Consider the following 22,910-nt stretch of genomic DNA (forward strand, 5'->3'; position numbering starts at 1 on the left):
CTTATTCTTCCCCCTTTTCTGCTACTTCTATTATCTTTTCAATGATATTTATCTCATCTTCACTACAAATTTCATCCATTATATCTTCATAAAAATTCTTAAATAAAGTTGTTTTAGATTTTTCTTTTATATTAATTGCCACACTTCTACTACTATTTCTTGAAACTCTTTCCTCTCTAGTAAGCTCCATGACATTAGGATATATGCTTCTAAGCTTTGCCATAGGATCTAAAAGCTCACCCTTATCTTTTAGTATAACTTTAATATAATCCTCATAATTTTCAGATGAATTATCAAACCCTTTAATAATTTCACCTAATGTACCAGTCTTAACCCTAAAATCTCTTCTAGGCTTTAAATCGTAAATTTCTATATCTACATCTCCATTTTCATTTATATCTACAATAGTTATTCCCTTTTTTTGATTCACTTCTGAAAATGAATATTTCATAAGAGATCCTGAATACCTTATCTTATCACTTCCTACCTTCTGAGGTCCGTGCAGATGTCCAAGAGCTGTATAATTAAACTTCTCAAAATGCTTTGAGTTAATATACTCGGTCCCCCCTATAGAAAGAGGCTTTTCTGAATCGCTTTCTTCTAAAACCTCAAAATTATCCTCCTTCATTTGAGTTACATATCCATGAGCTATTGCAATATTTCTTTCCTCTTCATTAAAATCATTTAATATCTCAGAAACTATTTTTTTCATTGCCATATCATGTGTTTTTATATTTTCATCTTCAAATAAGTCTCTAACAACTGGTACATCTGCATATGGTATTGAATAAAAATTAATTTTTCCATATTTATCTTCTAAAACTATTTTATCTATTTTTCTTTTTAGATTTCCCACTATGTATAGTCCACTATCACTTAATAATGAACTTGCAAATTCAACTCTTTCATTACTATCATGATTTCCTGCTAACGCTATTACCTTAGTATTTAAATCTTTAACTATTCTTTTCATAGTATTATTTAATAATTCAACTGCATGAACTGGTGGAACTGATCTATCATATAAATCACCTGCAATCACAACAACATCAGGTTTTTTATCTTCAATTGCTTTATAAATTTGTTCTATTATAAATTTTTGGTCTTCTGTCATATAAAATCCATTAACAAGCTTTCCTATATGCCAATCTCCCATATGAAAAATCTTCATTACATCACCTCAAAATATTTTACATAATATAGAATAATTATATCATAGTAAGGTAATTTCATTAATTTTATATATAAATAAATATAAAAGGAAAGTAATTATATAATTACTTTCCTTTTTAAATAATAATTTTATACTTTTCTTTAATTGTTATTTTTTAAGAAACTTTATTAACTCTTCTGATAATTTCTCTGCATCTTCATATCCTTTATTATAAATAGCTTCTAATTTATCTTTATTTCTTTCAAATCTACTAACATCTAGAGGACTACTTGGTCTTATAACGAAACATTTCCCTTCCTGTTCTAATTTATCTAACTTTTCTAATGTATCATTATATATTCTATATCTATTTTCCATAACATCAATAAGAGCTGGATGTTTTTTATATTTTCTCTTAATTATAGACATCATCTTTGTCTTACTCTTGGTATATCCTTTATGTTGCGTTAAAATAACTACATGTTTTTCTATTCCATCATCTATGGCTTTTTGTATTGGTATTGGTGCTGCTATTCCACCATCTAATAATTTTTTATTATCAAACTCAATTATCTTTGCTACTAATGGTAATGAAATAGAAGCTTTTAATGCATCATATCCATCACTAAAATCCTTGATATTATAAAATTCAGGTTTACCAGTTTCACAATTTGTTGCTCCTACTAAAAATTTTACTCCTGAACTCTTAAATTTTTCATAATCAAAAGGTTCTAATTGATTTGGTATAATATCAAAAAGCATATCCATCCCAAAAGCTGATCCAGTCTTAATTAGATTATTAAAGCTTAAATATCTCTTATCATTTACATAATTTATATTTACTCTATAATTTCTTTTATGCTGCTTAGATATGTATGAAACACAATTACATGCTCCTGCTGATACGCCTATACAGTATTTTATATCTATCTCTTTATCTAATAGTAAGTCTAGAACACCTGCAGTATAAACGCCTCTCATTCCCCCACCTTCTAGAATAAGTGATGTACTCTCCATGCTAATTCCTCCAAACTATATAATACTATTCCAATTATTTCCCATTAATTAAAAATTATATCACTTTATCTAAAATAAAAATATATGTTTCTTAATTATTTTAAAATAAAACTAATAGCATATAAAAACTTCATATAGTTTTTCATAATAAAAAGTCTGTTTAACTTTTATAAACAGACTTTTTATTATTACTGATTATATTAAATATATTATGCAGCTTCACTTGAAAATACCTCGTATAAATCTTTTCTTCTTGCTTTAGCTAAAGATTTAACTAAAGCATATGATATAGCACCATCTACGAAGTGATGAATTATAGTTCCTATTATTACTACAACTATAAATTGGTAGAATGAAAAACCAAATGGTATAACTATAAGCCCTTCTAATATCCCATGAATAGGCGCTGTTATAGCAATAGACTTTTTGAAATTTTTATCCTTATTTACTATTAACGCACCTACAAAACCTACTATTATATGCATAGATGCCCTTGCTGCAACCACTAATGGAGTTGTTATAAAAAAACCTAATGCCGATCCTAATCCTACAAATATTGCTACTGATGGTGATATTAGCATTGCTAAAAACATAGGTACATGTGATGCAATTGTAGCTGTAAATGGACCTATTGTTATTTTTAAAAATCCAAATTGTGTTGGAATTATAATTGCAATTGCAGTTAGAACTGCTGCAAAGACCATTTTCCTAATTTTTTCTCTGCTGTCCATATAAAATCCCCCTTAATACTAGTGTATATACACTAGTATAGTATCTTTAATTTCATTTGTAAATATTTTTTATTTTATTAATTTACAAACTTATAAAATAAAAAACTCATTAAACAATTTAATGAGTTTTTTTATTTATATCTTTATATTTTTTAATTGATTTTTTTCCTGTATCTATACTTATATTTACAGGATAAAATATTCCATCATATACTTTATTTACTCTCTTTCGAGATAAAATGTATATTATAATAAATGGACTTATTATAATTAATATATTTTTTGTAATTCCCATATTCCACTTAGGAATAAAGAAGTACACTATCATAACCAAATATATATGAAAAACATATATATTCATAGTTGCTTTTCCTATATTTGAATAGAACTTTTCTTTTTTGGGTACTAAATTTATTACACATATACTAAATATTATAGCAGACATATAAAAAAATATTCTAAATAAAGTTCCCTTAAATAAAGATATTTCAAGAGCACTATAAGAATAAGAATTATATAAAAACTTATAATCTATTAAATTACTCTTTACAATATAAACTGCAAGTACTAAAAATATTGATATTCCAACAATAGAAAATCCCTTATTAAATGTTTTAATCTTTTCTAAATGCTCTTCTTTTGTATAGTATCCCATTAAGAAAAATGGTAAAAATACTATTGTTCTAGAAAAAGATAAAACACTTCCTACACTTGGTATTAATCCTACTAAAATTCCTATTATAAAACTAACTAGTAAAATATGTTTAAATTTAATTATATATTTTAAAGTTATTCTCCAAAAAAATAGACTTAATAAATACCAAAGAGTCCATCCTGGATATAAAACAGAAAACATAGCCTTTTTTGTGCCTATATACACAGCTAAATACCAAATCATATTAAATATTATATAAGGTATTAGTAAATTTCTAATTGACTTTCTCTTCATTCTATAAAAATTCTTAGAAAAATATCCTGATATAAAAATGAAAAGTGGCATATGAAAGATATATATAAAAATATATACACTCATCAATATATCATTGTCTTTTATGTAATACTCTATCACATGACCAAAGACTACAAAAAATATTAATATAACTTTTAAATTATCTAATAGATAATTTCTTTCTTTTATTTTCTCCATACATCTTCTATAAAATCTAAAATTACTTTAGATTCTTTTTCTCCCTTATTAATTACTAATGATATAATATCAGAGTGATGCTTTCCTTTTAATATTTTTAGCTTTCCATTTCCATTTAAACTATTTATTTTATTAATAAAACTAATGGAATTATCTATATCTATTAATGGGTCTTTATCTCCATGCAAACATAAAACTGGTATATCAATATTCTCATTTAATAAATTTATTGGATTACTTTCACTAAAATCAATTTCTTTTCCAGCATAATTTTCGATTAATCTTATAGAATGTTTTGAAATACACTTTTCAAAATCAAGAACACCAGCTAATGTAATCATACCTTTAAAAATACTCTTATCTATTCCAAACTCTAATTGTTTTTTAGAATTAAAAACTAGATTTGTTGCAAGCTCTCCACCTGCTGAAAATCCTACAACTATAAATTTTCTACTTTCTAAACTTTCTTCACTAGATAAATAACATTTTATAGATTTAAATATATCATTTATTTGTATTGGGTATTTATATAATGGAACTAGTCTATAGGCTGGCAGAATTACTGTATAACCTAAATCATTAAAAAATTTCCCTATACAGCTAGAGGTTTTAGGGCTTCCATGCCACCATCCTCCTCCATGTATAAAAAATATTATAGGCTTATCCCTATCTCCGTTATAAATTCTATAATATTGTTTTATATTTTCCCCATACTTTAAATTCTTAAAATTATTTTTTCTGCTTTTTAAATTTCCAATTAAAATCTTATACATAACAGGAATCATTTCAATTTTTTCTTCTATTCTATAGTTCCTCATCTTCTTTCTCCTAAATTAAAATATTTCTTCTATTATATATTATAAAATTTTGTATATATTGCATAGTCTATTTTCTAGTCTAATATATTTATTAATATATTTTAAACTATTAATTTTTATGAGAGGTACTTTATGTTTGATTATCACTCTTTTATTCCACTATTACTTTCACTAATGGCTGGAATGTCAACAGTTATTGGAGCTTTTATTGTATTTTTCTCTAAAGGTGAAAGCAAAAAACTTATTACATTTGCTTTAGCATTTTCTGCTGGAGTAATGATCACTGTTTCTTTTACAGATTTATTTATGTCTGCTGAAGAAACCCTTAGTAAATCTAATGGCAAACTTAACGGAGTTATTTTTTCGATAATTTTCTTATTATCTGGTGCATTTATAGCAATGTTAATAGATAAGTTCATTCCTGATGAACCAAGGCCTTCTCCTTCAGCACCCTCTGGAAAATTATATAGAGTGGGCTTTGTTTCAATGATAGCTTTAATGATACATAACTTTCCAGAAGGTATTGCAACATTTGTTTCTGGATATGAAAATACTACTCTTGGAATATCAATAGCTTTAGCTATAGCTCTTCACAATATTCCTGAAGGAATATCTGTTGCTATGCCAATATACTACTCTACTAAAAGCAAATATAAAGCATTTAAATATACTCTTTTTTCAGGGCTTGCAGAGCCAATAGGTGCTTTATTAGCTTTTTTATTTTTAAGACCATATATAAATGAGATAATACTAGCTATAATATTTGCTATGGTTTCAGGTATAATGCTTTATATTTCTTTTGCAGAACTTATCCCATCCTCAAGGCAATATGGGTATAACAAAATATATATTTTTTCAATATTTTTAGGAATATGTATAATCCCACTAAGTCATATTTATGTTCATTAAAAAATGACTGTATCTAATAAGATACAGTCATTTTTTTAGTCTGCCCCATCTTCAACCATAAGATATCCAATAGGTGGTTCGTTATTTAATAATCCTATTATATAAATTGTATAAAACTTTCCATTTCTAAGTGTTTTTTGACTTATATATTTAGCAAGACCATATATAGCGGCAAAACTTAATTTAAAATCATATATAGCTGGAGATAGAGTGTAATAACCAGTAGTTTCTAGATATTCTACATTTTCAAAAAGGGCTATGTCATTAGGCAAAGATAATGTTAACAATGGTGAATTAGGTGATAAATGAATAAACCTTAAAAAGCAATTTGTTAAACTTGCAGGCATATTTGCATCATTTAAGACAAATATATTAATATTTCCCCCTAAAGTTGTTATATTAATTGTTAAACTAGTATCAGGTAAAATATCTATATCACTTGTAAATAGCGGCATATCATAAGTGCCTGATATATATATTTGAACTTTATAATTTCCAGGTGCTATATTTTCATAACATGATATATCTGAAAAAGATAATTTTTTCCCTAATAGGATTCCACTTAAATACAAGTCTACAGCTGGTCCAGAAGGAATTGCATGTAAGAACCTTACTTTACTTTGTAAATTAGGTAAGTTCTGACGAAACAACAAATTTATTCACCTCCATCTTTCCTACAATTTTCTAAAGTCAATTTAATTATTTTTTTAACTAATAAACTACTAATTGAATAAGGAATTCTATATATTTTTAATGTTCCTAGTATAAAACCATGCTCTCCTTCTATTTTCTTGAATATTTTATTTACTTCTTTTTCCTTAACATCTCTAGAAATACTATCATGGTCATCCCCTAAATTTAATTGCCTTAATACTTCCATATGAGGTGGCTCTATTATATTATCCCTGTCACTAGTATTTTGTTTATTTTCTTCATTTACATTTGTATAACTTTTCATATATTTACTTGAATTATAAGTATAATCTATATTTTGATTACTATTAATCATATCACCTGATAAATTATACATATCGCCATAACCCATACTTATTCCACTAATAGTACCACTTGAGATTCCTTTACCTGTTACCATTCCTCCTGGAGTCATTCCTATGCTTCCTAGACTTATTCCTATTCCTCTCGGAGGCATTCCTGTGCTTCCTGGACTTGTTCCCATTCCACTTGGAGGCATTCCTGTGCTTCCTGGACTTGTTCCCATTCCACTTGGAGCCATTCCTGTGCCTCCTGTGCTTGTTCCCATTCCACTTGGAGGCATTCCTGTGCTTCCTGGACTTGTTCCCATTCCACTTGGAGCCATTCCTGTGCCTCCTGTGCTTGTTCCCATTCCACTTGGAGCCATTCCTGCGCCTCCTGTGCTTGTTCCCATTCCACTTGGAGCCATTCCTGGACTTCCTGGACTTGTTCCCATTCCACTTGGAGGCATATTCTTTAAATTTTTATTACAACTAATATCCTTATTATATGAATATAATTCTCCTGACTCTGTTTCTGATGGATAATTTAAATTAAAATTACTTTGATTATTATAATTATTATTTCCAGGAGTATTTTGTGGTGTAACATTGCTCATACTATTAAATGAATTTCTTGATAACATAGTGTTGGACATATATCCATCAATACTACCTTGTAAGTCATTTTGATTATAACTACTTTCTGACATATTATTTAAAGTATTGTTGAGATTATTATTTCTTCCATTCATGTTATTTGAAGTATTATTTGTATAATAAGTATTAAGTCCATCTTCATCTGTGTAGCTATATTTAATATTTGGTGTATACTCAATAGTTTTTAAAAGATTGTCGTCAATGTTTCCATTAGCCATAGGAGTTGCAAATCCTAACATAAAATTATTTGTCATGCCACCTATATTTGGTGAAGTCATATTTACTATAGGAAACCAATTAGAATCCTTATCTAAAAAAGGTTCTTTTATATTTAAAGGCATAAATTTTAAATCATCATCATCTTGCTGTCTGTTTAAATTATTATAATACATATATTTCCTCCAAAAAATATTTCATTATAAGTATATGTTTTATATTTATATATGTTACCTAATATAAGATTATAACCATCTAGTTTTTTACTTTAATATCACCATACCTCAGTCAAATGAATAGAATATATGGGAGGTAATGCTATGTGTAATTCAACAAATAATTCTTTAAGAGATTTATTTATAGGTCTTGATGAAAAAGTTCCTATATTAGATAAAAATAAAATAATACCAATAAATTTTGATAATGCTGCTACAACTCCTGTTTTTAAAAGTGTTATAAATAAAATAACTGAAGCATGTACATTATATGGTTCTATAGGTAGAGGTCTTGGACAGAAATCAGAGTATTCAACAAAACAATATTGTCAGTGTAGAGATTATATACTAGAATTTTTAAATGCTCCAAAAGATAAGTACACTGTAATATTCGTAAACAATACTACCGAAGGGATTAATAGACTCTCAAATATATTAATAGAAAATAGAAATGATGTAATTATAACTACAAGAATGGAGCATCACTCTAATGACCTCCCATGGAGAGGAAAATGTAATTTAAAATATATAGAAGTCGATAATGATGGTAGATTAAAACTAGATGAGTTACAATACTTACTAGAAAAATATAATGGATTAGTAAAATATGTGACAATCACTGCTGCTTCAAATGTAACAGGATATGTTAATGACTTATCCTATATTTCAAAACTTGTTCATAGTTATAATGCTAAATTGATAGTTGATGCTGCACAAATAGTAGCTCATAAAAAGATTAATATCTCCGGAAATTCTAAAGATGAGTCAATAGATTTTTTAGTATTCTCTGCCCATAAAATGTATGCACCATTTGGAAGTGGTGCAATAGTTGGACTTAAGGAAACTTTTGAAAGACTAGATACAGACTTAAAAGGTGGTGGAACTGTTGACTCTGTATTAGATGACTCAGAAATCTTATTATCTACTCCAGAAAAGAATGAAGCTGGGAGTCCTAATTTTTTTGGCGCCATTGCATTGGTTCAAGCAATGAAAGAATTGGAAAACATTAGATTTGAGGATATTGAAGATAATGAAAGATTGTTATTAAAAAGAACCTTAAATGGATTAAACTCTATAAAAGGAGTTGTAACTTATGGAGATAGTCAATATATATCAGATAGATTAGGTATAGTAATCTTTAATATAGAAGGAATGTATAATGCTGAAGTTGCAAAACTCTTAGCAAACCTTAGAGCTATTGCAGTAAGGCAAGGTGCCTTTTGTGCACATCCTTATGTAAAAAGACTATTAAAATTAAGTGATTTAGAAGCAACTAGGCATTTAGTTGATCCAAATTGTAAAATGCCAGGTATGGTAAGAGCTAGCTTCGGATTATATAATTCAGTAAAAGAAGTGGATATATTTTTAAATACAGTAGATTTAATTACTAGATTAAAAATTTAAAATAAATAAAAGAGTTAAGTGTTAATAAATAACCAAATGTTAATTATAAAATATCCAATAATATTTTCTTTCACTTAACTCTTTCTTCTTTAATTTATCCTTTTCTTGCTATTAAGAATTTAATTTTTATTCCTTGATTGCTAAACATTCTTTCATGTTCTGTTTGAACATTTCCTATAAAATCACTTTTATGTAAATCGTAAGTAATATATTCAATATTAAATCCAGCCTCTTTAAAGTATTCTATAGATTCATCAAACAATTCATCATCGTCTGTTTTAAAATAAATTTCTCCATCTTCAACTAAAAACTTCTTGTAATTTTCTAGTTGTCTAGTATGCGTAAGTCGTCTTTTTTTATGTCTTTCCTTTGGCCATGGATTACAAAAATTTATGTATATTCTATCTATTGTATCTTCTGCAATCAGCATATCACTAATTAAAGCTATTTCTTGTGCCATTAACTTTAAATTATTTATTTCTATATTTTTATCTTTATATGCCTCTTCTATATTTCTTTTCGCTAACACTAGTACTTCATCTTTAATATCAATAGCCATATAGTTTATATCTTCATTTTCTGATCCATGTACAGCTATAAAAGTACCTTTACCACATCCTAGTTCTAAATATATAGGATTATCATTGCTAAATAAGCCATTCCACTTTCCTTTATACTCACTTGGATTTATTACAAAAAAATCACAACTTTCTAATTCTGGTCTAGCCCATGTTTTTTTCCTTAATCTCATGTAATTCACTCCATTTATTATAATTCATAACTATTATACAGATTTATAGAAATTCTATCAAACTATATTTTTAAATTTATAAGATTATATATATTAATACCTAATTCTAATGCTTATTATTTCTTAGTAACCTTAACTTTAATTATGTCTGCTGAATGATATTTTCCTACTTCATCTTTATATGAATCTAAATTTATACTTGATTTTTCCGAGTCATCTTCCTTAAATTTAACTAACCCAACTAATGTAACTTCCTCACCTAAGTTTTTACCTATTTTAGTTAATTCTGATTTTGAGTCAAAATCTATACTTTTCTCATAGATTTTAGTCATTTTATACTCTGGATTTTTTTCATCTGTTGTCTTTTCCTTATCTACTTCTGCAATTGAGTATATAGATCTATCTGCTTCGCCATCATTAGCCTTAGCTGTATTCATTATTATATTAACTAGTGAATTTTTATCTATAGTATCTGTAGTATATTTAATAAGCTCCTTTGTTTCTATTAATTGTCCATTTTCATATCTTTCAATATAGAAATCTATATCATATTGCGAATCTTTTGGTAATAACATTGATGCTACAGTACTTTTATCTTTCCCATAATCAGTAGACTCTAATAGTAATTGTACTACTCCTTGAGTTTGTTGATTTACTATTTTAACATCTCCTTCAGGTAGATTTGTACTAGGTGCAGTACATCCTACTAGCCCTGCTGTTAAAGCTAAAGCTGCTAAAAGTACAGATATTTTCTTTATTTTCATATGCTTATCTCTCCTCTTGCAATTGAATATTTTAATTATATCATATGTAAATTTCTTATATATAATTTTTGTAAAATCTATGTAAATAATCATCTATAAACATCAGCTGATAGAGCTTCAAGCTTATCATAATTTAAAATAATATAAAAATCTTCTTTTTTGCAAATTATTTTTTTATCACATAATTTATTTAATGTTCTTGATAAGTGCCTATAGCTTGTACCTAAAAGTTCTGAAATTATAGTTAGTGTTTCATCAAACCTAAAAGCTTTACTTTCTTTATTAATCCCTATAGAAATAATATAACTTGCTACTCTATTTTCTAAAGGATAAAGCAAATTAATAGTTGAGTTTTTAGATGATTTCTTTAATTTTTTCCCTAAAGAATTACATAAAAAGTTCAACAGATTTATATCTTTATTATAATTATTTCTTAGAAACCTTATTGGTATTCCTATACAAACACAAGGATCCAGAGCTTCAACATTACAACTAGATATATCATTTGTTATTAATTCTAAATCTCCTAATGTATCTAGTTCTTTATAAAAGTCTAGTAGAAGTAATTTCCCACTCTTAAGGGTCATATAAACTTTAGCTTTTCCTTCAACAAAGAACATTAGATGAGTAATCTCCTCCCCCTCTTTGAATATTAACTCTCTTTTATCAAAGAGAAGAATCTCTGAGTTTTCTTTTATATAATCATTAAACAAATTACCTATATTATGAGTACATATATATTTATCTAATAAGCTTAAATCTTTTACTTTATTCATATAAACTCCTTAAATGATCAAATTAATTATATATTATATCTTAATTATGACATATGTCCTAATAAAAATTAATTCATTTATGATAAATTAATCTAAAAAGCTTAGGGGGAAAATAGTATGTATAATTTTCTATCTTTATTTACTGGAGTACTAATAACTATAATGATTAGCTTTAATGGTATTTTATCAAGTTATATTGGTAATTACACCTCCACTCTAATTATTCATATTGTTGGGTTTATCATATTAACTTTAGTCTTACTTTTTAAAAAATATAAAATTGAATTATCTAAAAACATTCCAATTATTTTATATAGTGCTGGAGTTATAGGAGTATTTACAGTTTTATTTAATACTATAAGCTTTAGTGCTTTAGGAGCATCTTTAACTATTTCACTAGGTTTGCTTGGGCAGACTGTTTCATCACTTGTTATAGATAATTTTGGACTAATGAAAATGCAAAAAATAGAATTTCAAAGAAAAAAGATATTTGGAGTTTCTATTATTATACTTGGAATAGTCATTATGGCTGTTTTATAAAAGGAGGATTTATGTTTTATTTTTATATTTTATTAGCAATTCTTGCTGGAGTTTCAGTAGTTATATCAAGAATATTTAACTCTAGAATAGCAGAGGAAATAGGAACATTTCAGGGCACTTTCATAAATTATTTAACTGGTTTAATTACATCATTCTTATTTTTCATACTAACTAGAGATTATATAAATATTGGAACTTCATCTTTTTCATCAGTTCCATTCTATGCATACTTAGGCGGTGCTATTGGAATATTAGTAGTTTTATTATCTAACTATACAACTCCCAAGGTATCATCCTTTTCTTTATCTCTATTAGTATTCATTGGTCAACTTTCTATAGGAATTCTAATAGATTACTTTTCTTATAGTACAGTTTCTATAGGCAAACTAATTGGTGGTTTATTAATTTTATTTGGCTTATCCTATAATATGATTCTAGATAAAAATATTGAAGATGCAAATAAAATAGAAAAGGTTTAGTACATCTTGTACTAAACCTTTTTGTTATTTATATATTAGTTTTGTCCGAAATATCTGTCTAATAATCCCTTGAATGCTTGACCATGTCTAGCTTCATCTTTACACATTTCATGAACTGTATCATGAACTGCATCTAAGTTTAATTGTTTAGCTAATGTTGCTAAATCTTTCTTTCCTTGGCAAGCTCCGTGTTCTGCATTTACTCTTGCTTGTAAGTTAGCCTTTGTATCTGCTACTACTACTTCTCCAATTAATTCTGCAAATTTAGCTGCATGTTCTGCTTCTTCAAATGCTATTCTCTTATATGCTTCTGCTACTTCTGGGAATCCTTCTCTATCAGCTTGTCTTGACATTGCTAAGTACATTCCTACTTCTGTACATTCTCCTACAAAGTTAGCTTGTAATCCTTCCATTACTCTTGGATCTACATCTTTTGCTACTCCAACTCTGTGCTCATCTGCCCATGCTAAGTCTCCTGATTGTTCTACGAACTTATCTGCTCCAACCTTACATACTGGACATTGTGCTGGTGCCATATCCCCTTCATGAACGTATCCACATACTGTACAAACAAATTTCTTCATAATTTAAACTCCTCCTAAATTCCACATTATTTATATATTTAATTTTATATAAACTTTATTTGATGCTTTTATTATATAATAATTATTATTAGTTGTAAATAGTTTTTTATAATTTTATAAATAATTTTTATAACTTTATAATAAAAAAGTGGACATATGTAAGTTTACTTATTCCGTCGCTCCGCTCCAAGTTAACGCAAACTTACATATGTCCACGTACAAACTGAAGGTAAGGAAAGTATAAAATAAACCTACTTTTCCACATTGAATTACTAAAAGCATTATATAATCACATTTTCAAAACTTTAAACTGTTATACTTTCCTAGATATTTAAAAATGAGAATCTACTTTTATAAATTCTCATCTCATATTAATCTAATTATATATTATTAATCTAAAATAAAACTGTTACCACATATTTTAATTTATAGGTATGTCGTTTTTCTTTTTAATTTTCTCTATAAATTTATATGGCAATAATAATATATTATCTAAATGCTTGTCTTCTATTTTTCTAAAGGCTAATATAACAACTTCACCTAAAACTATACCTGCTATTCCGTCTAAGATAAAATGTTGTTTTATAAATAAAGTAGAAAGAATTATTAATATTCCTATAGTTTGTGTATAATAAAACCATGATTTATTATCCTTTTTGCTTGTATATCTCATAATGATATAGGTATTTAATACATGTATTGAAGGAAAACAATTAAATGGCCTATCATTCTCATAAATTATACTGACAAGTTTATTTGGTAAACTATTACTTATAATAGTTGGTCTTACTATCTCAACTGGAAATAAGTAATAAATCAAATAGCATACACACATACCTATAGATATGGCTAAAAGAGCTCTCATATAGTTTCTGCGATTTTTTAATAAAATGAATGTCAATCCTACAAAAACATATATATACCAATATATATATGGAAAGATAAATATCGATAAAAATGGTATTTTTTTATCTAAAGCTATACTAAGATTTTTACCATTTTCAGCAATTGAGCTAGCTATAACATAATTTATATTTAATAGTGGAAATAATGCAAACCACATTAAATCCAATCCTTTTAAATCACTTAAATTATATTTCTCTATAAACATTCTATACCTTTCCTTCACTCTTAATACCTCCCCCATAATTTTATCTTATCTCATAAAAAAACATTTTATTAATCATAGATATATAACTTAATATTTATTTTACAACATTTTAATTATATTGTACTCTTAAAAAGAAAAGCTTAAGGAATTTATAAGATTCTTAAGCTTTTCTTTTTAAATTATTTATAATTATTTCTTCTACTTTTTTCATATTTATATTTTCTTCAAGTATTTTAGTAAGTTCATCATATTGTTTCAACTTATATTCCTTATAATTTAAAGTTTCTTCTTCTATATTTTCTAATTCTTTAAGTTTTATTAAGTATTTAATAAATGAATTTAAGAATTCTCCTTCATCAAATATTCCATGAATATAAGTTCCAAAAACTGTTCCTGTTTCATTAGAAACTCCTGCTATTTCATTATTGTTTAGTTCGATAAATGGAACTGAATTTCTCTCTATATTACTAACTCCATTATGAATTTCATATCCAAAAACATCTATATTTTGCAAAGCAGGAATTATATTAGAAATTATTTTCCCATTTGATTGTTTGGTTGTTTTTTCTTTATTAAAATTAGTATCTATATCTAAAAATCCAAATCCACCTTCTGAAGTAATATCTCCTTCCACTCCTAGACCGTCTTCTATAGTGTTACCAAGAATTTGATATCCTCCACAAACCCCAAATATTATAGTTCCTTTTTCTTTTAAATTTACAATTTTCTCAAACAATCCATTTTTCTTTATAGCTCTTAAATCTTCTATTGTATTTTTACTTCCTGGGATTATTAAAAGGTGGGGGTTTCCTATATCTTTAACTTCTTTTACATATCTTATAGAAACATCTTTTAATCTACCTATAGCATTAAAATCAGTAAAGTTAGACATGTAAGGAAGTCTTATAACTGCTACATCTAACTTTCCTTCTTTATTATTACTTAATCTTTCAGTTACACTATCTTCATCTTCTATATCTAAATCAAAGTAAGGCATAGCTCCAAGTACTGGTATTTTTATTATATCTTCTAACTGCTTCATTGCAGGCTTAAAAAATTCTGTATTACCTCTAAACTTATTTATTATAACACCTTTAACTCTTTTTCTTTCATCTTCATCTAAAAGCATTATTGTTCCTAATACTGAAGCAAATACCCCTCCCCTATCTATATCAGATACTAATATTACAGGTGAATCACTTGCCTCAGCCATAGACATATTTGCTATATCTTTATCTTTTAAATTTATTTCTGCACAGCTTCCTGAACCCTCAAGAACTATTAAGTCGTACTCTTTAGAAACTTTATAAAATGTCTCTTTAACTATTTCCTTCAACTCTTTATTTAAATCCTTATACTTGTAAGAATCAATATTACACTTTACTTTTCCGTTAACAATTACTTGAGTTTTCATATTTCCACTAGGTTTTAAAAGTACAGGGTTCATCCAAGCCCTTGGTTTAATTTCACAGGCTTCAGCTTGAACAACTTGTGCCCTTCCCATTTCTAATCCTTCTTCTGTTACATAGGAATTTAATGAAATATTTAAGGCTTTAAAAGGTGCTACATTTAAACCTTTATTTTTAAAGTACCTACAAAAAGCTGTAGCTATAGTGCTTTTCCCTACAGATGAAGCTGTTCCAAGTAACATTATATTATTACTCATTAATAACACCCACTATGTCTAAAAATCCATGGGTTTCGTTTGTAATTATTCCATTTTCCTTAAATCTTATAGGAAACTTAAATAGTGGACCATCAAATACAAAGGTATGATATTCCCCATTTTCTCCACAAGCATCTGATCCAGTTTTAATTATGTCTTGAACAACTTTATGAGTAAGTTCTTTTCCTAAGAACTCAGTAGATAAAGCATCTAATCTAACATTTTTTATAACTGTTTTAAACCCAGTATCTATAAATTCATAAGTTAGTTTTTCTCTACCTTCAAGCCAAAGTGGGAATATAGCATCTATTTCTACTTCATTACACCTATCAGTACACCAAGTTCTATGCGCTTCTAAATCTATATCTCCAAATACGCAACCTTCTGCTCCTAATTCATTTTTCGCTTTAATCAAAGCATTTTTAAAAGCATCTGCATATTTTTCTCCTTGACACTCTACTAATAAAAGAGGAATGTTTAAAGATTTTGATACTTGATTTAATAAGTCCTTTGGTACTCCATGAAACCATGATCTTAAAACCTTCTTATCAACTGTTATTAATAAAGCTACTGGTTCATGCCCTTCTTTTATCATTCTATATAAAGATAAAGTACTATCCTTTCCACAACTATAAGACATCACAAACTTCTTTTTCATTTAAATCTCCCCCTTCTAGTTCCATTTTTCTAAAGTTCTTAACATGAAGTGCTTTATATCTATTCCATAAACTTCTTTTAAATCATTGCTATTTAAAACTTCTTTTGGGTTTCCTTCACCTTTAAGAGTTCCATCTTTCAGCATAATAGCTCTATCCCCAAAGTTCTGAACTAAGTTTAAATCATGTAAAACAGCTACAACAATCTTATTATTTTCCCTAGCCCATTTTTTTAAATAATCTAATATTTCTATTTGGCACCTTAAATCTAAATGATTAGTAGGCTCATCTAAAAGTATAACTTCTGGATCTTGTGCAAAAGCTCTTGCTAAAAAAACCCTTTGAAGCTGACCACCTGATAACTCACTTATTAATTTATCCTTTATATTTAATAATCCAACCTGTTCTATACAATTATTTACTATATCCTCATCCCTTTTATTTAATCTAGAAAAAATACTATTTATATGGGCATATCTTCCTAGTGCTACTGTTTCAAATACAGTATAAGGAAACTGTATATTAGAAGCTTGTGTCATTAAAGCAACTTTAGTTGCTAAATCCTTTCTTTTTAAGGTTTTTATATCTTTTCCATCTAATGATATATTCCCATTAAATAAAATTAAGTTTGAAATAGCTTTTAATAAAGTACTTTTTCCACATCCATTTGGCCCAACTATGCATATATTTTCTCCTCTATTTATATTGAAGCTAACTTTCTTTATTACATCAATCCCATTGTATCCACAACTAACATTCTTTATTTCTAACATACTAAGTCACCTACTTTGATTTTTTAAAGTATAAATAAGCAAAAAATGGTGCGCCTATCATAGCTGTTACTGCTCCAACTGGGAGCTCTGAAGGAACTATAATAATTCTTGAAATTAAATCAGTTATTACCATAAATACTCCTCCAAATACAACTGACATAGGTATCACATAAGAATGCTTTGAACCAAAGATCTTTCTCACTATATGAGGCGCTATTAAGTCAACAAAGCCTATTGTACCACTTATGGCAACTGCTGCACCTGTTAATATTGCTACGAATATGAAAAGATATTTCTTTACTTTTTCTGCTTCTACTCCTATTGACTTTGCTTGCTCTTCTCCAAAAGTTAATACATCCATTTCCTTAGCATAAAACATAACGCCAATTATCCCTATTATAAAAAAAGGCAGCCCAGCCTTTACATAGCTCCATCCTCTCATTGAAAAAGAGCCCATTTGCCACATAGTTATAGCTTCAATCTTGTTTGTAAATAAAGCTGTTAATGTTGTTAATAGAGCATTAAAAAATAAAGAAAATACCATACCTGTTAAAATAATTGTATTATTAGATAACTCTTTATCTACCTTACTTGCAAAGGTTAGTACTATTCCCATAGTTGATAAACTACATATAAATCCAACTAAAGGTAATGAGAAGTTTCCTAGGAAGGGGATAGCTATTCCTGAAACTACTAAAAGTCCTACTCCAAGTGAAGCTCCTGATGATACTCCTAATGTATAAGGTGAAGCTAATGGATTTTTCAACACAGATTGCACTACAGCTCCACTTGCTGCAAGGGATCCTCCAACACAAAATGCTAGTAAAACCCTCGGTAATCTGATATTCCATATTATAGATACATCCTTTGCCTCAATACCCTGTAATAATTGAGTGTTGAAAATTTTATGAGATATTATTGATATAATATCCATAATGCTAATATTGGAACTTCCAATGGAAGTTCCAATACATATTATTAAAAATACTACAGGTATTGATAGTATCATCAATGTTTTATTCTTTTTATTTGTATTCATTTGGATAAATAGCCTTAGCCATTTCCTTTAAAGCTTTAATTACATTTTGAGACGGTCTTGCTGATGAATTCTGATCTATTGCATAAACTTGACCTTCTTTTATAGCAGTTATACTATCCCATCCATCACGACTCTTTATATCATCGACTGCTTTTATTCCATTCATATCTGGCATATTTGTTAATATAACATCTGGATTTGCTGCAACTATTGATTCTGGAGTAGGTGATATCCATGATTTTTCATTTCCAAATATATTTTCAGCTCCAACTATTTGGATCATTTCATTTAAGAAAGTATCTTGACCAAAGCTACTTAATTTTGATCCTGAACCTATTTCAAAATAAACCTTCTTCTTGTCAGTTATTTTATCTCCAATAGCTTTTATAGCATCAACTTCCTTTTTCATGTTTTCAACAATTTCTTTTCCCTTTTTTTCAGACTTAGTTACTTGTGCTATAAACTCTATATCTTTATATATTCCATCAATACTGGAACTACTTGGAATATATACTACTGGTATTCCTGCTTCTTTAACTAAAGCAAAAGGATCATTGTCACCGGTTTTATTATGACCTGATGCAATAATTATATCTGGTTGTAATGATATTATAGTTTCGGCGTCTGGATTTCTAAAGTCTATCTTAGTTAAATCATCCTTTACACCTTCTATACCTTTTGAATATTTATCTACTGCAACTAATTTATCTGATAATCCTAATGCTGTTAATACCTCTGTATTTGATGGTGCAGTTGATACTATTTTATTAACTTCCTTTGGTAACGTAAATTCATTACCTTCTCTGTCTGTCATAGTTTTTGTAGTTTTTGTACAGCCTGCAAATAAAGCTAAAGAAAACAGCATAACTAAAACTACTGAAAGAATTTTACTTCTTCTTTTCATTATTATTCCTCCTAATTTTTGTTATTAGGGCTTGCACTTCATAGAAAAAATAGCTCTAATTAGTTTATTTTTTCCACAAAATAAAAAGACATACTAAGAGTATGCCTAAAATACATATTCATTAATTCTAAATTATAAACTAATAGAAAAATAGCTTGTATAATCTATTAAATATAATTTAAAACTATAATAGTATTCCTATTATCTCACCCTCAGAAGATAACAGTTCGTATATAAAAGGCAGGTCTCCCGGCTTTACTTCATCCTACTTTCTAACCTTCCCGCTTTTTGCAGTGGCATTAATAGATTTCGTCCATTTCACGGTTACTGGGGTAGCTCAGGAATAATACCTGATTCCCTATTAAGCTTTAAAAAGCACCTAATATATCTAAATATAGCCTAAATTTCAAATTGATTATATTATTAATAAAATAATATGTCAATTAAAAATATTATTTTAATAGACTTTTTAAGGTACAAATAAGCTTTTCATTTTCTTTTCTTGTTCTAACAGCAATTCTATAATAGTTATCACTTAAACCTCTATAATTACCACAACTTCTTATTACTAAATTTTCCTTCAGCATAATTTTCTTTAAATCTATATTCTCTAAAGTCTTAAACATTATAAAATTAACTGATGGTTTAAAAACTTTTATCTTATTTATTTTAATTAGTTCACTAAATAAATAGTTTTTTTCTTTTTCTATATAATTTATGCTTTCCTTTATGTATTCCTCTTCCTTTAAAGCTATTATAGCCGCTTTTTCTGCCACTACATTAACATTCCAAGGTACTGATACCTCAACTATTTTTTCTAATACCTCTTCATTTTTAGATATTCCATATCCAATTCTAATCCCTGGTATTGCAAAAATTTTAGTCATTGACTTTATTACAAATATATTTTTATATTCCTCTATTAAATCTAAAGCAGTATAGTTATCACTAGCTTCAATAAAATTTAAAAAAGATTCATCTACTACTACTGTTGTATTAGTTTCTAGTGCTTTTTTTGCAATATTTCTTATTAAATCTTTATTAGTTAAGACCCCTGTTGGATTATTAGGATTACATATAAATATCATATCTATATCTTCTTTTATGTAATTTAATATATCTTCACTTATATTCCAATTATTATGTTCCTCTAAAATATAATATTCTATATCCCCATTAATACTTAAAATAGCTTCTTCGTATTCTCCAAAGGTTGGTGCTGGAATAAGTACCTTTTTAGGTTTTAGTGCTCTTACTAAATTAAATATTACCTCTGCTGCACCATTACCTAATACTAAGTCTTCAATATTTATTTTTTCAAACTCGCTTATTGATAATTTTAAATCATAATAAGTTATATCAGGATATCTTTCAACTTCTTCTAACGCTTTTATCATTTCTAGCTTAATATTAGTGTTTATTCCGATTGGATTTATATTAGCTGAAAAATCTATAAGTTTATCTTTATCTAATTTATACTTTCTTGATAGCTCCTCTATATTTCCACCATGAACTACTTTACTCATTACAAAAGCCTCCCTATTACTGTTAAGCTAAGTGCTAATAAATAACTAAAAAATGATACTAAGTATAAAATATTATTAGTTTTATAAACATCCCTAACTTCTATATCCTTTAACTCATCCCCTATAGTTGGCTTTTTTACTAGTTTACCAAAATAATAATTTGATCCACCAAGCCTAAGTCCTAAAGCTCCTGCTACTGCTGCTTCTGGATGAGCACTATTTGGACTACTATGATTATTTCTATCTCTTAAATAAATTTTAAAGCTTTCTTTATAATTAAGGTTAAGTAATAATGATACAAAAACTATAAGTAATCCTGTTAATCTAGCTGGTATATAATTAAATACATCATCTAACTTTGCAGGAAAAAAACCGAAATCTTTATATTTATCATTTTTATAGCCAAACATTGAATCCATAGTATTAATAGCTTTATATACCATTGCACCTGGAGCTCCAAAAAGTCCAGCGTAAAATATAGGTGCTACAACTCCATCTGACATATTCTCTGCAACTGTTTCTACAACTGCTCTTAAAATTGCTTTTTCATCTAAGCTTTTTGTATCTCTCCCAACTATATATGATAATTGTTTTCTAGCTCCCTCTATATCATCTTTTAAAATATAGGATACTACCTTTAACCCTTCTACTTTTAAAGCTTTAGTTGAAATAGAAAAATAAATTATTATTCCACTTATAATTATTCCAAAAACTCTATTAATATTAAAACTGGAAATTACAATTATATAGTTTATAAAAAATACTATAGCTACAGAAAAAATCCAAGTTAACCCACCTGCAACTTTTAGAGAACTTTTAAATAGCTTTCTAAATAACTTTTCAATATTCTTACAAAGACTTCCTATTAATCTTACTGGATGAATTGGATTTTGAGGATCTCCTATTATTAAATCTAATATATATCCTATTGTTAATTCAATCATGTTATTCCCTCTTTTAATTTTAAAACTTCATTTATAGTAAATTTATTATTTTCTACTTCTATATTAAGCTTATAACCTTTACCGCAATCAGGTTGCCAACTATAAAAATTCTTACTATTATCAAAAAATAGCTCTAAAATAGTTCCTATTGTTCCTCCATGAGAAACTACTAAAACTGATTTATATCCATTACTTATAATCATATTTATAAAATCTTTAAACTCTTTCTTTATTCTATTTCTATAATTAATTTTACTTTCTCCATTTGGACAACTTACATTTCCTATTTCATCTGTAATCCATTTTATATAATTTTTATTATTTTTTAGATCCTCATAGGATTTCATTTCAAAGTCACCAAAATCATATTCAAAAAAACCTCTTAACTCATTAAAGCTTTCACCAGGATACAATATTTCAAAAGTTTCATTTGCTCTCTTTGCTCCGCTTGTAAAGTATTTATCACAAATTGGGTATGAAATATCTGACTTTAATCCTTTGATCTCCTTTATTCCATTATCACTTAAGCGTATATCAGTTTTTCCACAATATAATTTTTTTTCATTACAAAAAGTTTTTCCATGCCTTATTAAGTAAACCTCTATATTATTCATCCTTAATCACCATTGGTATTCCACAAAACATTCTATATACCTTATTAGATTTTTTACTTAGATATTGAAGGCACTTACCTGTATTTTCTCTCCATAATCTTTCTTCCTTTTTAAGTGGAACTATACCTTCTGATATGTCATCACATATTATTATCTTATCATCAAAAAGTTTTTCATTATCTATAATATACTCAAGTGGATCTTTATCATCTAAAGTCATTTCATAAGTAAATTTATGAAAGTTATTTATGACTTTCTTTGAAAAATCTATTTCTTTACTATTATTTGAGCTTCCACAATAATATACTTCTGCTTCTTTTATATTAAAATTATCTTTAACCCAATGAAGTTTACCGCTATAAGCTCCACCAAATATAAGTACCAAACTTAACACCTCCCCACTATAAGGCATCTGAAAATAAATAAGTCAGAATGCTCGTCGATTTTGTGTTATACTGCGTCAACAGAACCCTTAGATAGTGCTACTATCTACGGAACCTGTTTCCTTGTCTAACTCAAAATATACTTCCCATCTTTGACTT

General features: G+C 27.4%; 25 protein-coding genes and 1 riboswitch. Of the genes, 4 read left to right on the forward strand and 21 right to left on the reverse strand.

What is annotated here, in order from left to right; translation table 11 throughout:
• Position 1: 1 nt before the first annotated feature.
• The 5 genes from ACZJV1_RS15025 to ACZJV1_RS15045 form a co-directional block, all read right to left on the reverse strand.
• Positions 2 to 1,171: an exonuclease SbcCD subunit D gene (locus tag ACZJV1_RS15025; protein WP_463650657.1), complete on the reverse strand. Its 1,170-nt coding sequence runs from the start codon at positions 1,169 to 1,171 to the stop codon at positions 2 to 4.
• 150 nt (positions 1,172 to 1,321) lie between these two features.
• Positions 1,322 to 2,170 carry a patatin-like phospholipase family protein gene (locus ACZJV1_RS15030; protein WP_460286790.1) on the reverse strand — a complete coding sequence of 283 codons (849 nt, stop codon included), beginning with the start codon at positions 2,168 to 2,170 and terminating at the stop codon, positions 1,322 to 1,324.
• A 209-nt stretch (positions 2,171 to 2,379) separates the two neighbouring features.
• Positions 2,380 to 2,901 carry an ECF transporter S component gene (locus ACZJV1_RS15035; protein WP_411168688.1) on the reverse strand — a complete coding sequence of 174 codons (522 nt, stop codon included), beginning with the start codon at positions 2,899 to 2,901 and terminating at the stop codon, positions 2,380 to 2,382.
• A gap of 118 nt (positions 2,902 to 3,019) precedes the next feature.
• Entirely contained in the window at positions 3,020 to 4,048 is a 1,029-nt protein-coding gene (locus tag ACZJV1_RS15040) for an acyltransferase family protein (RefSeq protein ID WP_463650658.1), read from the reverse strand.
• Positions 4,036 to 4,866: an alpha/beta hydrolase gene (locus tag ACZJV1_RS15045; protein WP_463650659.1), complete on the reverse strand. Its 831-nt coding sequence runs from the start codon at positions 4,864 to 4,866 to the stop codon at positions 4,036 to 4,038. The genes ACZJV1_RS15040 and ACZJV1_RS15045 overlap by 13 nt, the downstream gene beginning before the upstream one ends.
• Positions 4,867 to 4,998: 132 nt before the next feature.
• On the opposite strand from ACZJV1_RS15045, the gene zupT reads away from it, so the two are divergent.
• Entirely contained in the window at positions 4,999 to 5,775 is a 777-nt protein-coding gene (zupT, locus tag ACZJV1_RS15050) for a zinc transporter ZupT (protein ID WP_411168691.1), read from the forward strand.
• Positions 5,776 to 5,810: 35 nt separating this feature from the next.
• Here zupT and ACZJV1_RS15055 read toward each other — a convergent pair whose 3' ends face one another.
• Together ACZJV1_RS15055 and ACZJV1_RS15060 are read right to left on the reverse strand one after the other, a co-directional pair.
• Positions 5,811 to 6,428, reverse strand: coding sequence for a DUF4397 domain-containing protein (locus tag ACZJV1_RS15055; RefSeq protein ID WP_411168692.1), 618 nt, complete (start codon positions 6,426 to 6,428; stop codon positions 5,811 to 5,813).
• Positions 6,429 to 6,430: 2 nt separating this feature from the next.
• Complete coding sequence (locus tag ACZJV1_RS15060) at positions 6,431 to 7,798, reverse strand: hypothetical protein (RefSeq protein ID WP_463650660.1); 1,368 nt, start codon at positions 7,796 to 7,798, stop codon at positions 6,431 to 6,433.
• Positions 7,799 to 7,942: 144 nt separating this feature from the next.
• On the opposite strand from ACZJV1_RS15060, the gene ACZJV1_RS15065 reads away from it, so the two are divergent.
• Positions 7,943 to 9,241, forward strand: a complete 1,299-nt coding sequence (locus ACZJV1_RS15065) for an aminotransferase class V-fold PLP-dependent enzyme (protein WP_460286785.1) — start codon at positions 7,943 to 7,945, stop codon at positions 9,239 to 9,241.
• Positions 9,242 to 9,335: 94 nt separating this feature from the next.
• On the opposite strand, the gene trmB is transcribed toward ACZJV1_RS15065, so the two are convergent.
• The 3 genes from trmB to ACZJV1_RS15080 form a co-directional block, all read right to left on the reverse strand.
• Positions 9,336 to 9,992, reverse strand: a complete 657-nt coding sequence (gene trmB, locus ACZJV1_RS15070; protein ID WP_411168694.1) for a tRNA (guanosine(46)-N7)-methyltransferase TrmB — start codon at positions 9,990 to 9,992, stop codon at positions 9,336 to 9,338.
• A gap of 116 nt (positions 9,993 to 10,108) precedes the next feature.
• Positions 10,109 to 10,756, reverse strand: a complete 648-nt coding sequence (locus tag ACZJV1_RS15075; protein ID WP_411168695.1) for a hypothetical protein — start codon at positions 10,754 to 10,756, stop codon at positions 10,109 to 10,111.
• An 89-nt stretch (positions 10,757 to 10,845) separates the two neighbouring features.
• Positions 10,846 to 11,532, reverse strand: a complete 687-nt coding sequence (locus tag ACZJV1_RS15080) for a cyclic nucleotide-binding domain-containing protein (protein WP_411168696.1) — start codon at positions 11,530 to 11,532, stop codon at positions 10,846 to 10,848.
• Positions 11,533 to 11,649: 117 nt separating this feature from the next.
• Between ACZJV1_RS15080 and ACZJV1_RS15085 the strand changes: the two genes are divergently transcribed.
• Both ACZJV1_RS15085 and ACZJV1_RS15090 read left to right on the forward strand, forming a co-directional pair.
• A complete protein-coding gene (locus ACZJV1_RS15085; RefSeq protein ID WP_411168697.1) occupies positions 11,650 to 12,072 on the forward strand; it encodes a DMT family transporter in 423 nt (140 codons plus the stop codon).
• A gap of 11 nt (positions 12,073 to 12,083) precedes the next feature.
• Positions 12,084 to 12,551, forward strand: a complete 468-nt coding sequence (locus ACZJV1_RS15090) for a DMT family transporter (protein WP_411168698.1) — start codon at positions 12,084 to 12,086, stop codon at positions 12,549 to 12,551.
• A 35-nt stretch (positions 12,552 to 12,586) separates the two neighbouring features.
• Here the strand turns inward: ACZJV1_RS15090 and ACZJV1_RS15095 are convergent, their stop codons facing one another.
• The 11 genes from ACZJV1_RS15095 to ACZJV1_RS15145 all read right to left on the reverse strand — a co-directional run bounded on the left by ACZJV1_RS15095 (position 12,587) and on the right by ACZJV1_RS15145 (position 22,762).
• Complete coding sequence (locus tag ACZJV1_RS15095) at positions 12,587 to 13,135, reverse strand: NADH peroxidase (RefSeq protein ID WP_411168699.1); 549 nt, start codon at positions 13,133 to 13,135, stop codon at positions 12,587 to 12,589.
• A 421-nt stretch (positions 13,136 to 13,556) separates the two neighbouring features.
• Positions 13,557 to 14,264, reverse strand: a complete 708-nt coding sequence (locus ACZJV1_RS15100; RefSeq protein WP_463650662.1) for a phosphatase PAP2 family protein — start codon at positions 14,262 to 14,264, stop codon at positions 13,557 to 13,559.
• 142 nt (positions 14,265 to 14,406) lie between these two features.
• Entirely contained in the window at positions 14,407 to 15,912 is a 1,506-nt protein-coding gene (locus ACZJV1_RS15105; protein WP_463650663.1) for a cobyric acid synthase, read from the reverse strand.
• On the reverse strand, positions 15,905 to 16,570 hold the full coding sequence (locus tag ACZJV1_RS15110) for a Dph6-related ATP pyrophosphatase (RefSeq protein WP_411168702.1): 666 nt from the start codon (positions 16,568 to 16,570) through the stop codon (positions 15,905 to 15,907). The genes ACZJV1_RS15105 and ACZJV1_RS15110 overlap by 8 nt, the downstream gene beginning before the upstream one ends.
• 15 nt (positions 16,571 to 16,585) lie before the next feature.
• On the reverse strand, positions 16,586 to 17,341 hold the full coding sequence (locus ACZJV1_RS15115; protein WP_463650664.1) for an ABC transporter ATP-binding protein: 756 nt from the start codon (positions 17,339 to 17,341) through the stop codon (positions 16,586 to 16,588).
• A gap of 10 nt (positions 17,342 to 17,351) precedes the next feature.
• Entirely contained in the window at positions 17,352 to 18,380 is a 1,029-nt protein-coding gene (locus ACZJV1_RS15120; protein ID WP_411168704.1) for a FecCD family ABC transporter permease, read from the reverse strand.
• Positions 18,367 to 19,284 (reverse strand): ABC transporter substrate-binding protein, encoded by a 918-nt coding sequence (locus tag ACZJV1_RS15125; RefSeq protein WP_463650665.1) that lies wholly within the window; start codon positions 19,282 to 19,284, stop codon positions 18,367 to 18,369. The genes ACZJV1_RS15120 and ACZJV1_RS15125 overlap by 14 nt, the downstream gene beginning before the upstream one ends.
• A 222-nt stretch (positions 19,285 to 19,506) precedes the next feature.
• Positions 19,507 to 19,682: riboswitch (cobalamin riboswitch) on the reverse strand.
• A gap of 54 nt (positions 19,683 to 19,736) precedes the next feature.
• Positions 19,737 to 20,810 (reverse strand): threonine-phosphate decarboxylase CobD, encoded by a 1,074-nt coding sequence (gene cobD / locus ACZJV1_RS15130; protein ID WP_463650666.1) that lies wholly within the window; start codon positions 20,808 to 20,810, stop codon positions 19,737 to 19,739.
• The gene (locus ACZJV1_RS15135; protein WP_463650667.1) at positions 20,810 to 21,754 is read right to left on the reverse strand and encodes a cobalamin biosynthesis protein; all 945 of its coding nucleotides are present in this window, start codon (positions 21,752 to 21,754) and stop codon (positions 20,810 to 20,812) included. Before ACZJV1_RS15135 ends, cobD begins: the two co-directional genes overlap by 1 nt.
• Complete coding sequence (locus ACZJV1_RS15140) at positions 21,751 to 22,368, reverse strand: histidine phosphatase family protein (protein WP_463650668.1); 618 nt, start codon at positions 22,366 to 22,368, stop codon at positions 21,751 to 21,753. Before ACZJV1_RS15140 ends, ACZJV1_RS15135 begins: the two co-directional genes overlap by 4 nt.
• Positions 22,361 to 22,762, reverse strand: coding sequence for a bifunctional adenosylcobinamide kinase/adenosylcobinamide-phosphate guanylyltransferase (locus ACZJV1_RS15145; protein WP_463650669.1), 402 nt, complete (start codon positions 22,760 to 22,762; stop codon positions 22,361 to 22,363). The genes ACZJV1_RS15140 and ACZJV1_RS15145 overlap by 8 nt, the downstream gene beginning before the upstream one ends.
• Between the last annotated feature and the right edge of the window lie 148 nt (positions 22,763 to 22,910).

The organism is Clostridium sp. LS3 (assembly GCF_055330225.1).

Bases quoted from the DNA above. Each gene is read 5' to 3' on its own strand.
- ACZJV1_RS15025 (WP_463650657.1), bottom strand. From the start codon at position 1,171: ATGAAGATTTTTCATATGGGAGATTGGCATATAGGAAAGCTTGTTAAT.
- ACZJV1_RS15030 (WP_460286790.1), bottom strand. From the start codon at position 2,170: ATGGAGAGTACATCACTTATTCTAGAAGGTGGGGGAATGAGAGGCGTT.
- ACZJV1_RS15035 (WP_411168688.1), bottom strand. From the start codon at position 2,901: ATGGACAGCAGAGAAAAAATTAGGAAAATGGTCTTTGCAGCAGTTCTA.
- ACZJV1_RS15040 (WP_463650658.1), bottom strand. From the start codon at position 4,048: ATGGAGAAAATAAAAGAAAGAAATTATCTATTAGATAATTTAAAAGTT.
- ACZJV1_RS15045 (WP_463650659.1), bottom strand. From the start codon at position 4,866: ATGAGGAACTATAGAATAGAAGAAAAAATTGAAATGATTCCTGTTATG.
- zupT (WP_411168691.1), top strand. From the start codon at position 4,999: ATGTTTGATTATCACTCTTTTATTCCACTATTACTTTCACTAATGGCT.
- ACZJV1_RS15060 (WP_463650660.1), bottom strand. From the start codon at position 7,798: ATGTATTATAATAATTTAAACAGACAGCAAGATGATGATGATTTAAAA.
- ACZJV1_RS15065 (WP_460286785.1), top strand. From the start codon at position 7,943: ATGTGTAATTCAACAAATAATTCTTTAAGAGATTTATTTATAGGTCTT.
- trmB (WP_411168694.1), bottom strand. From the start codon at position 9,992: ATGAGATTAAGGAAAAAAACATGGGCTAGACCAGAATTAGAAAGTTGT.
- ACZJV1_RS15075 (WP_411168695.1), bottom strand. From the start codon at position 10,756: ATGAAAATAAAGAAAATATCTGTACTTTTAGCAGCTTTAGCTTTAACA.
- ACZJV1_RS15080 (WP_411168696.1), bottom strand. From the start codon at position 11,532: ATGAATAAAGTAAAAGATTTAAGCTTATTAGATAAATATATATGTACT.
- ACZJV1_RS15085 (WP_411168697.1), top strand. From the start codon at position 11,650: ATGTATAATTTTCTATCTTTATTTACTGGAGTACTAATAACTATAATG.
- ACZJV1_RS15090 (WP_411168698.1), top strand. From the start codon at position 12,084: ATGTTTTATTTTTATATTTTATTAGCAATTCTTGCTGGAGTTTCAGTA.
- ACZJV1_RS15095 (WP_411168699.1), bottom strand. From the start codon at position 13,135: ATGAAGAAATTTGTTTGTACAGTATGTGGATACGTTCATGAAGGGGAT.
- ACZJV1_RS15105 (WP_463650663.1), bottom strand. From the start codon at position 15,912: ATGAGTAATAATATAATGTTACTTGGAACAGCTTCATCTGTAGGGAAA.
- ACZJV1_RS15110 (WP_411168702.1), bottom strand. From the start codon at position 16,570: ATGAAAAAGAAGTTTGTGATGTCTTATAGTTGTGGAAAGGATAGTACT.
- ACZJV1_RS15115 (WP_463650664.1), bottom strand. From the start codon at position 17,341: ATGTTAGAAATAAAGAATGTTAGTTGTGGATACAATGGGATTGATGTA.
- ACZJV1_RS15120 (WP_411168704.1), bottom strand. From the start codon at position 18,380: ATGAATACAAATAAAAAGAATAAAACATTGATGATACTATCAATACCT.
- ACZJV1_RS15125 (WP_463650665.1), bottom strand. From the start codon at position 19,284: ATGAAAAGAAGAAGTAAAATTCTTTCAGTAGTTTTAGTTATGCTGTTT.
- cobD (WP_463650666.1), bottom strand. From the start codon at position 20,810: ATGAGTAAAGTAGTTCATGGTGGAAATATAGAGGAGCTATCAAGAAAG.
- ACZJV1_RS15135 (WP_463650667.1), bottom strand. From the start codon at position 21,754: ATGATTGAATTAACAATAGGATATATATTAGATTTAATAATAGGAGAT.
- ACZJV1_RS15140 (WP_463650668.1), bottom strand. From the start codon at position 22,368: ATGAATAATATAGAGGTTTACTTAATAAGGCATGGAAAAACTTTTTGT.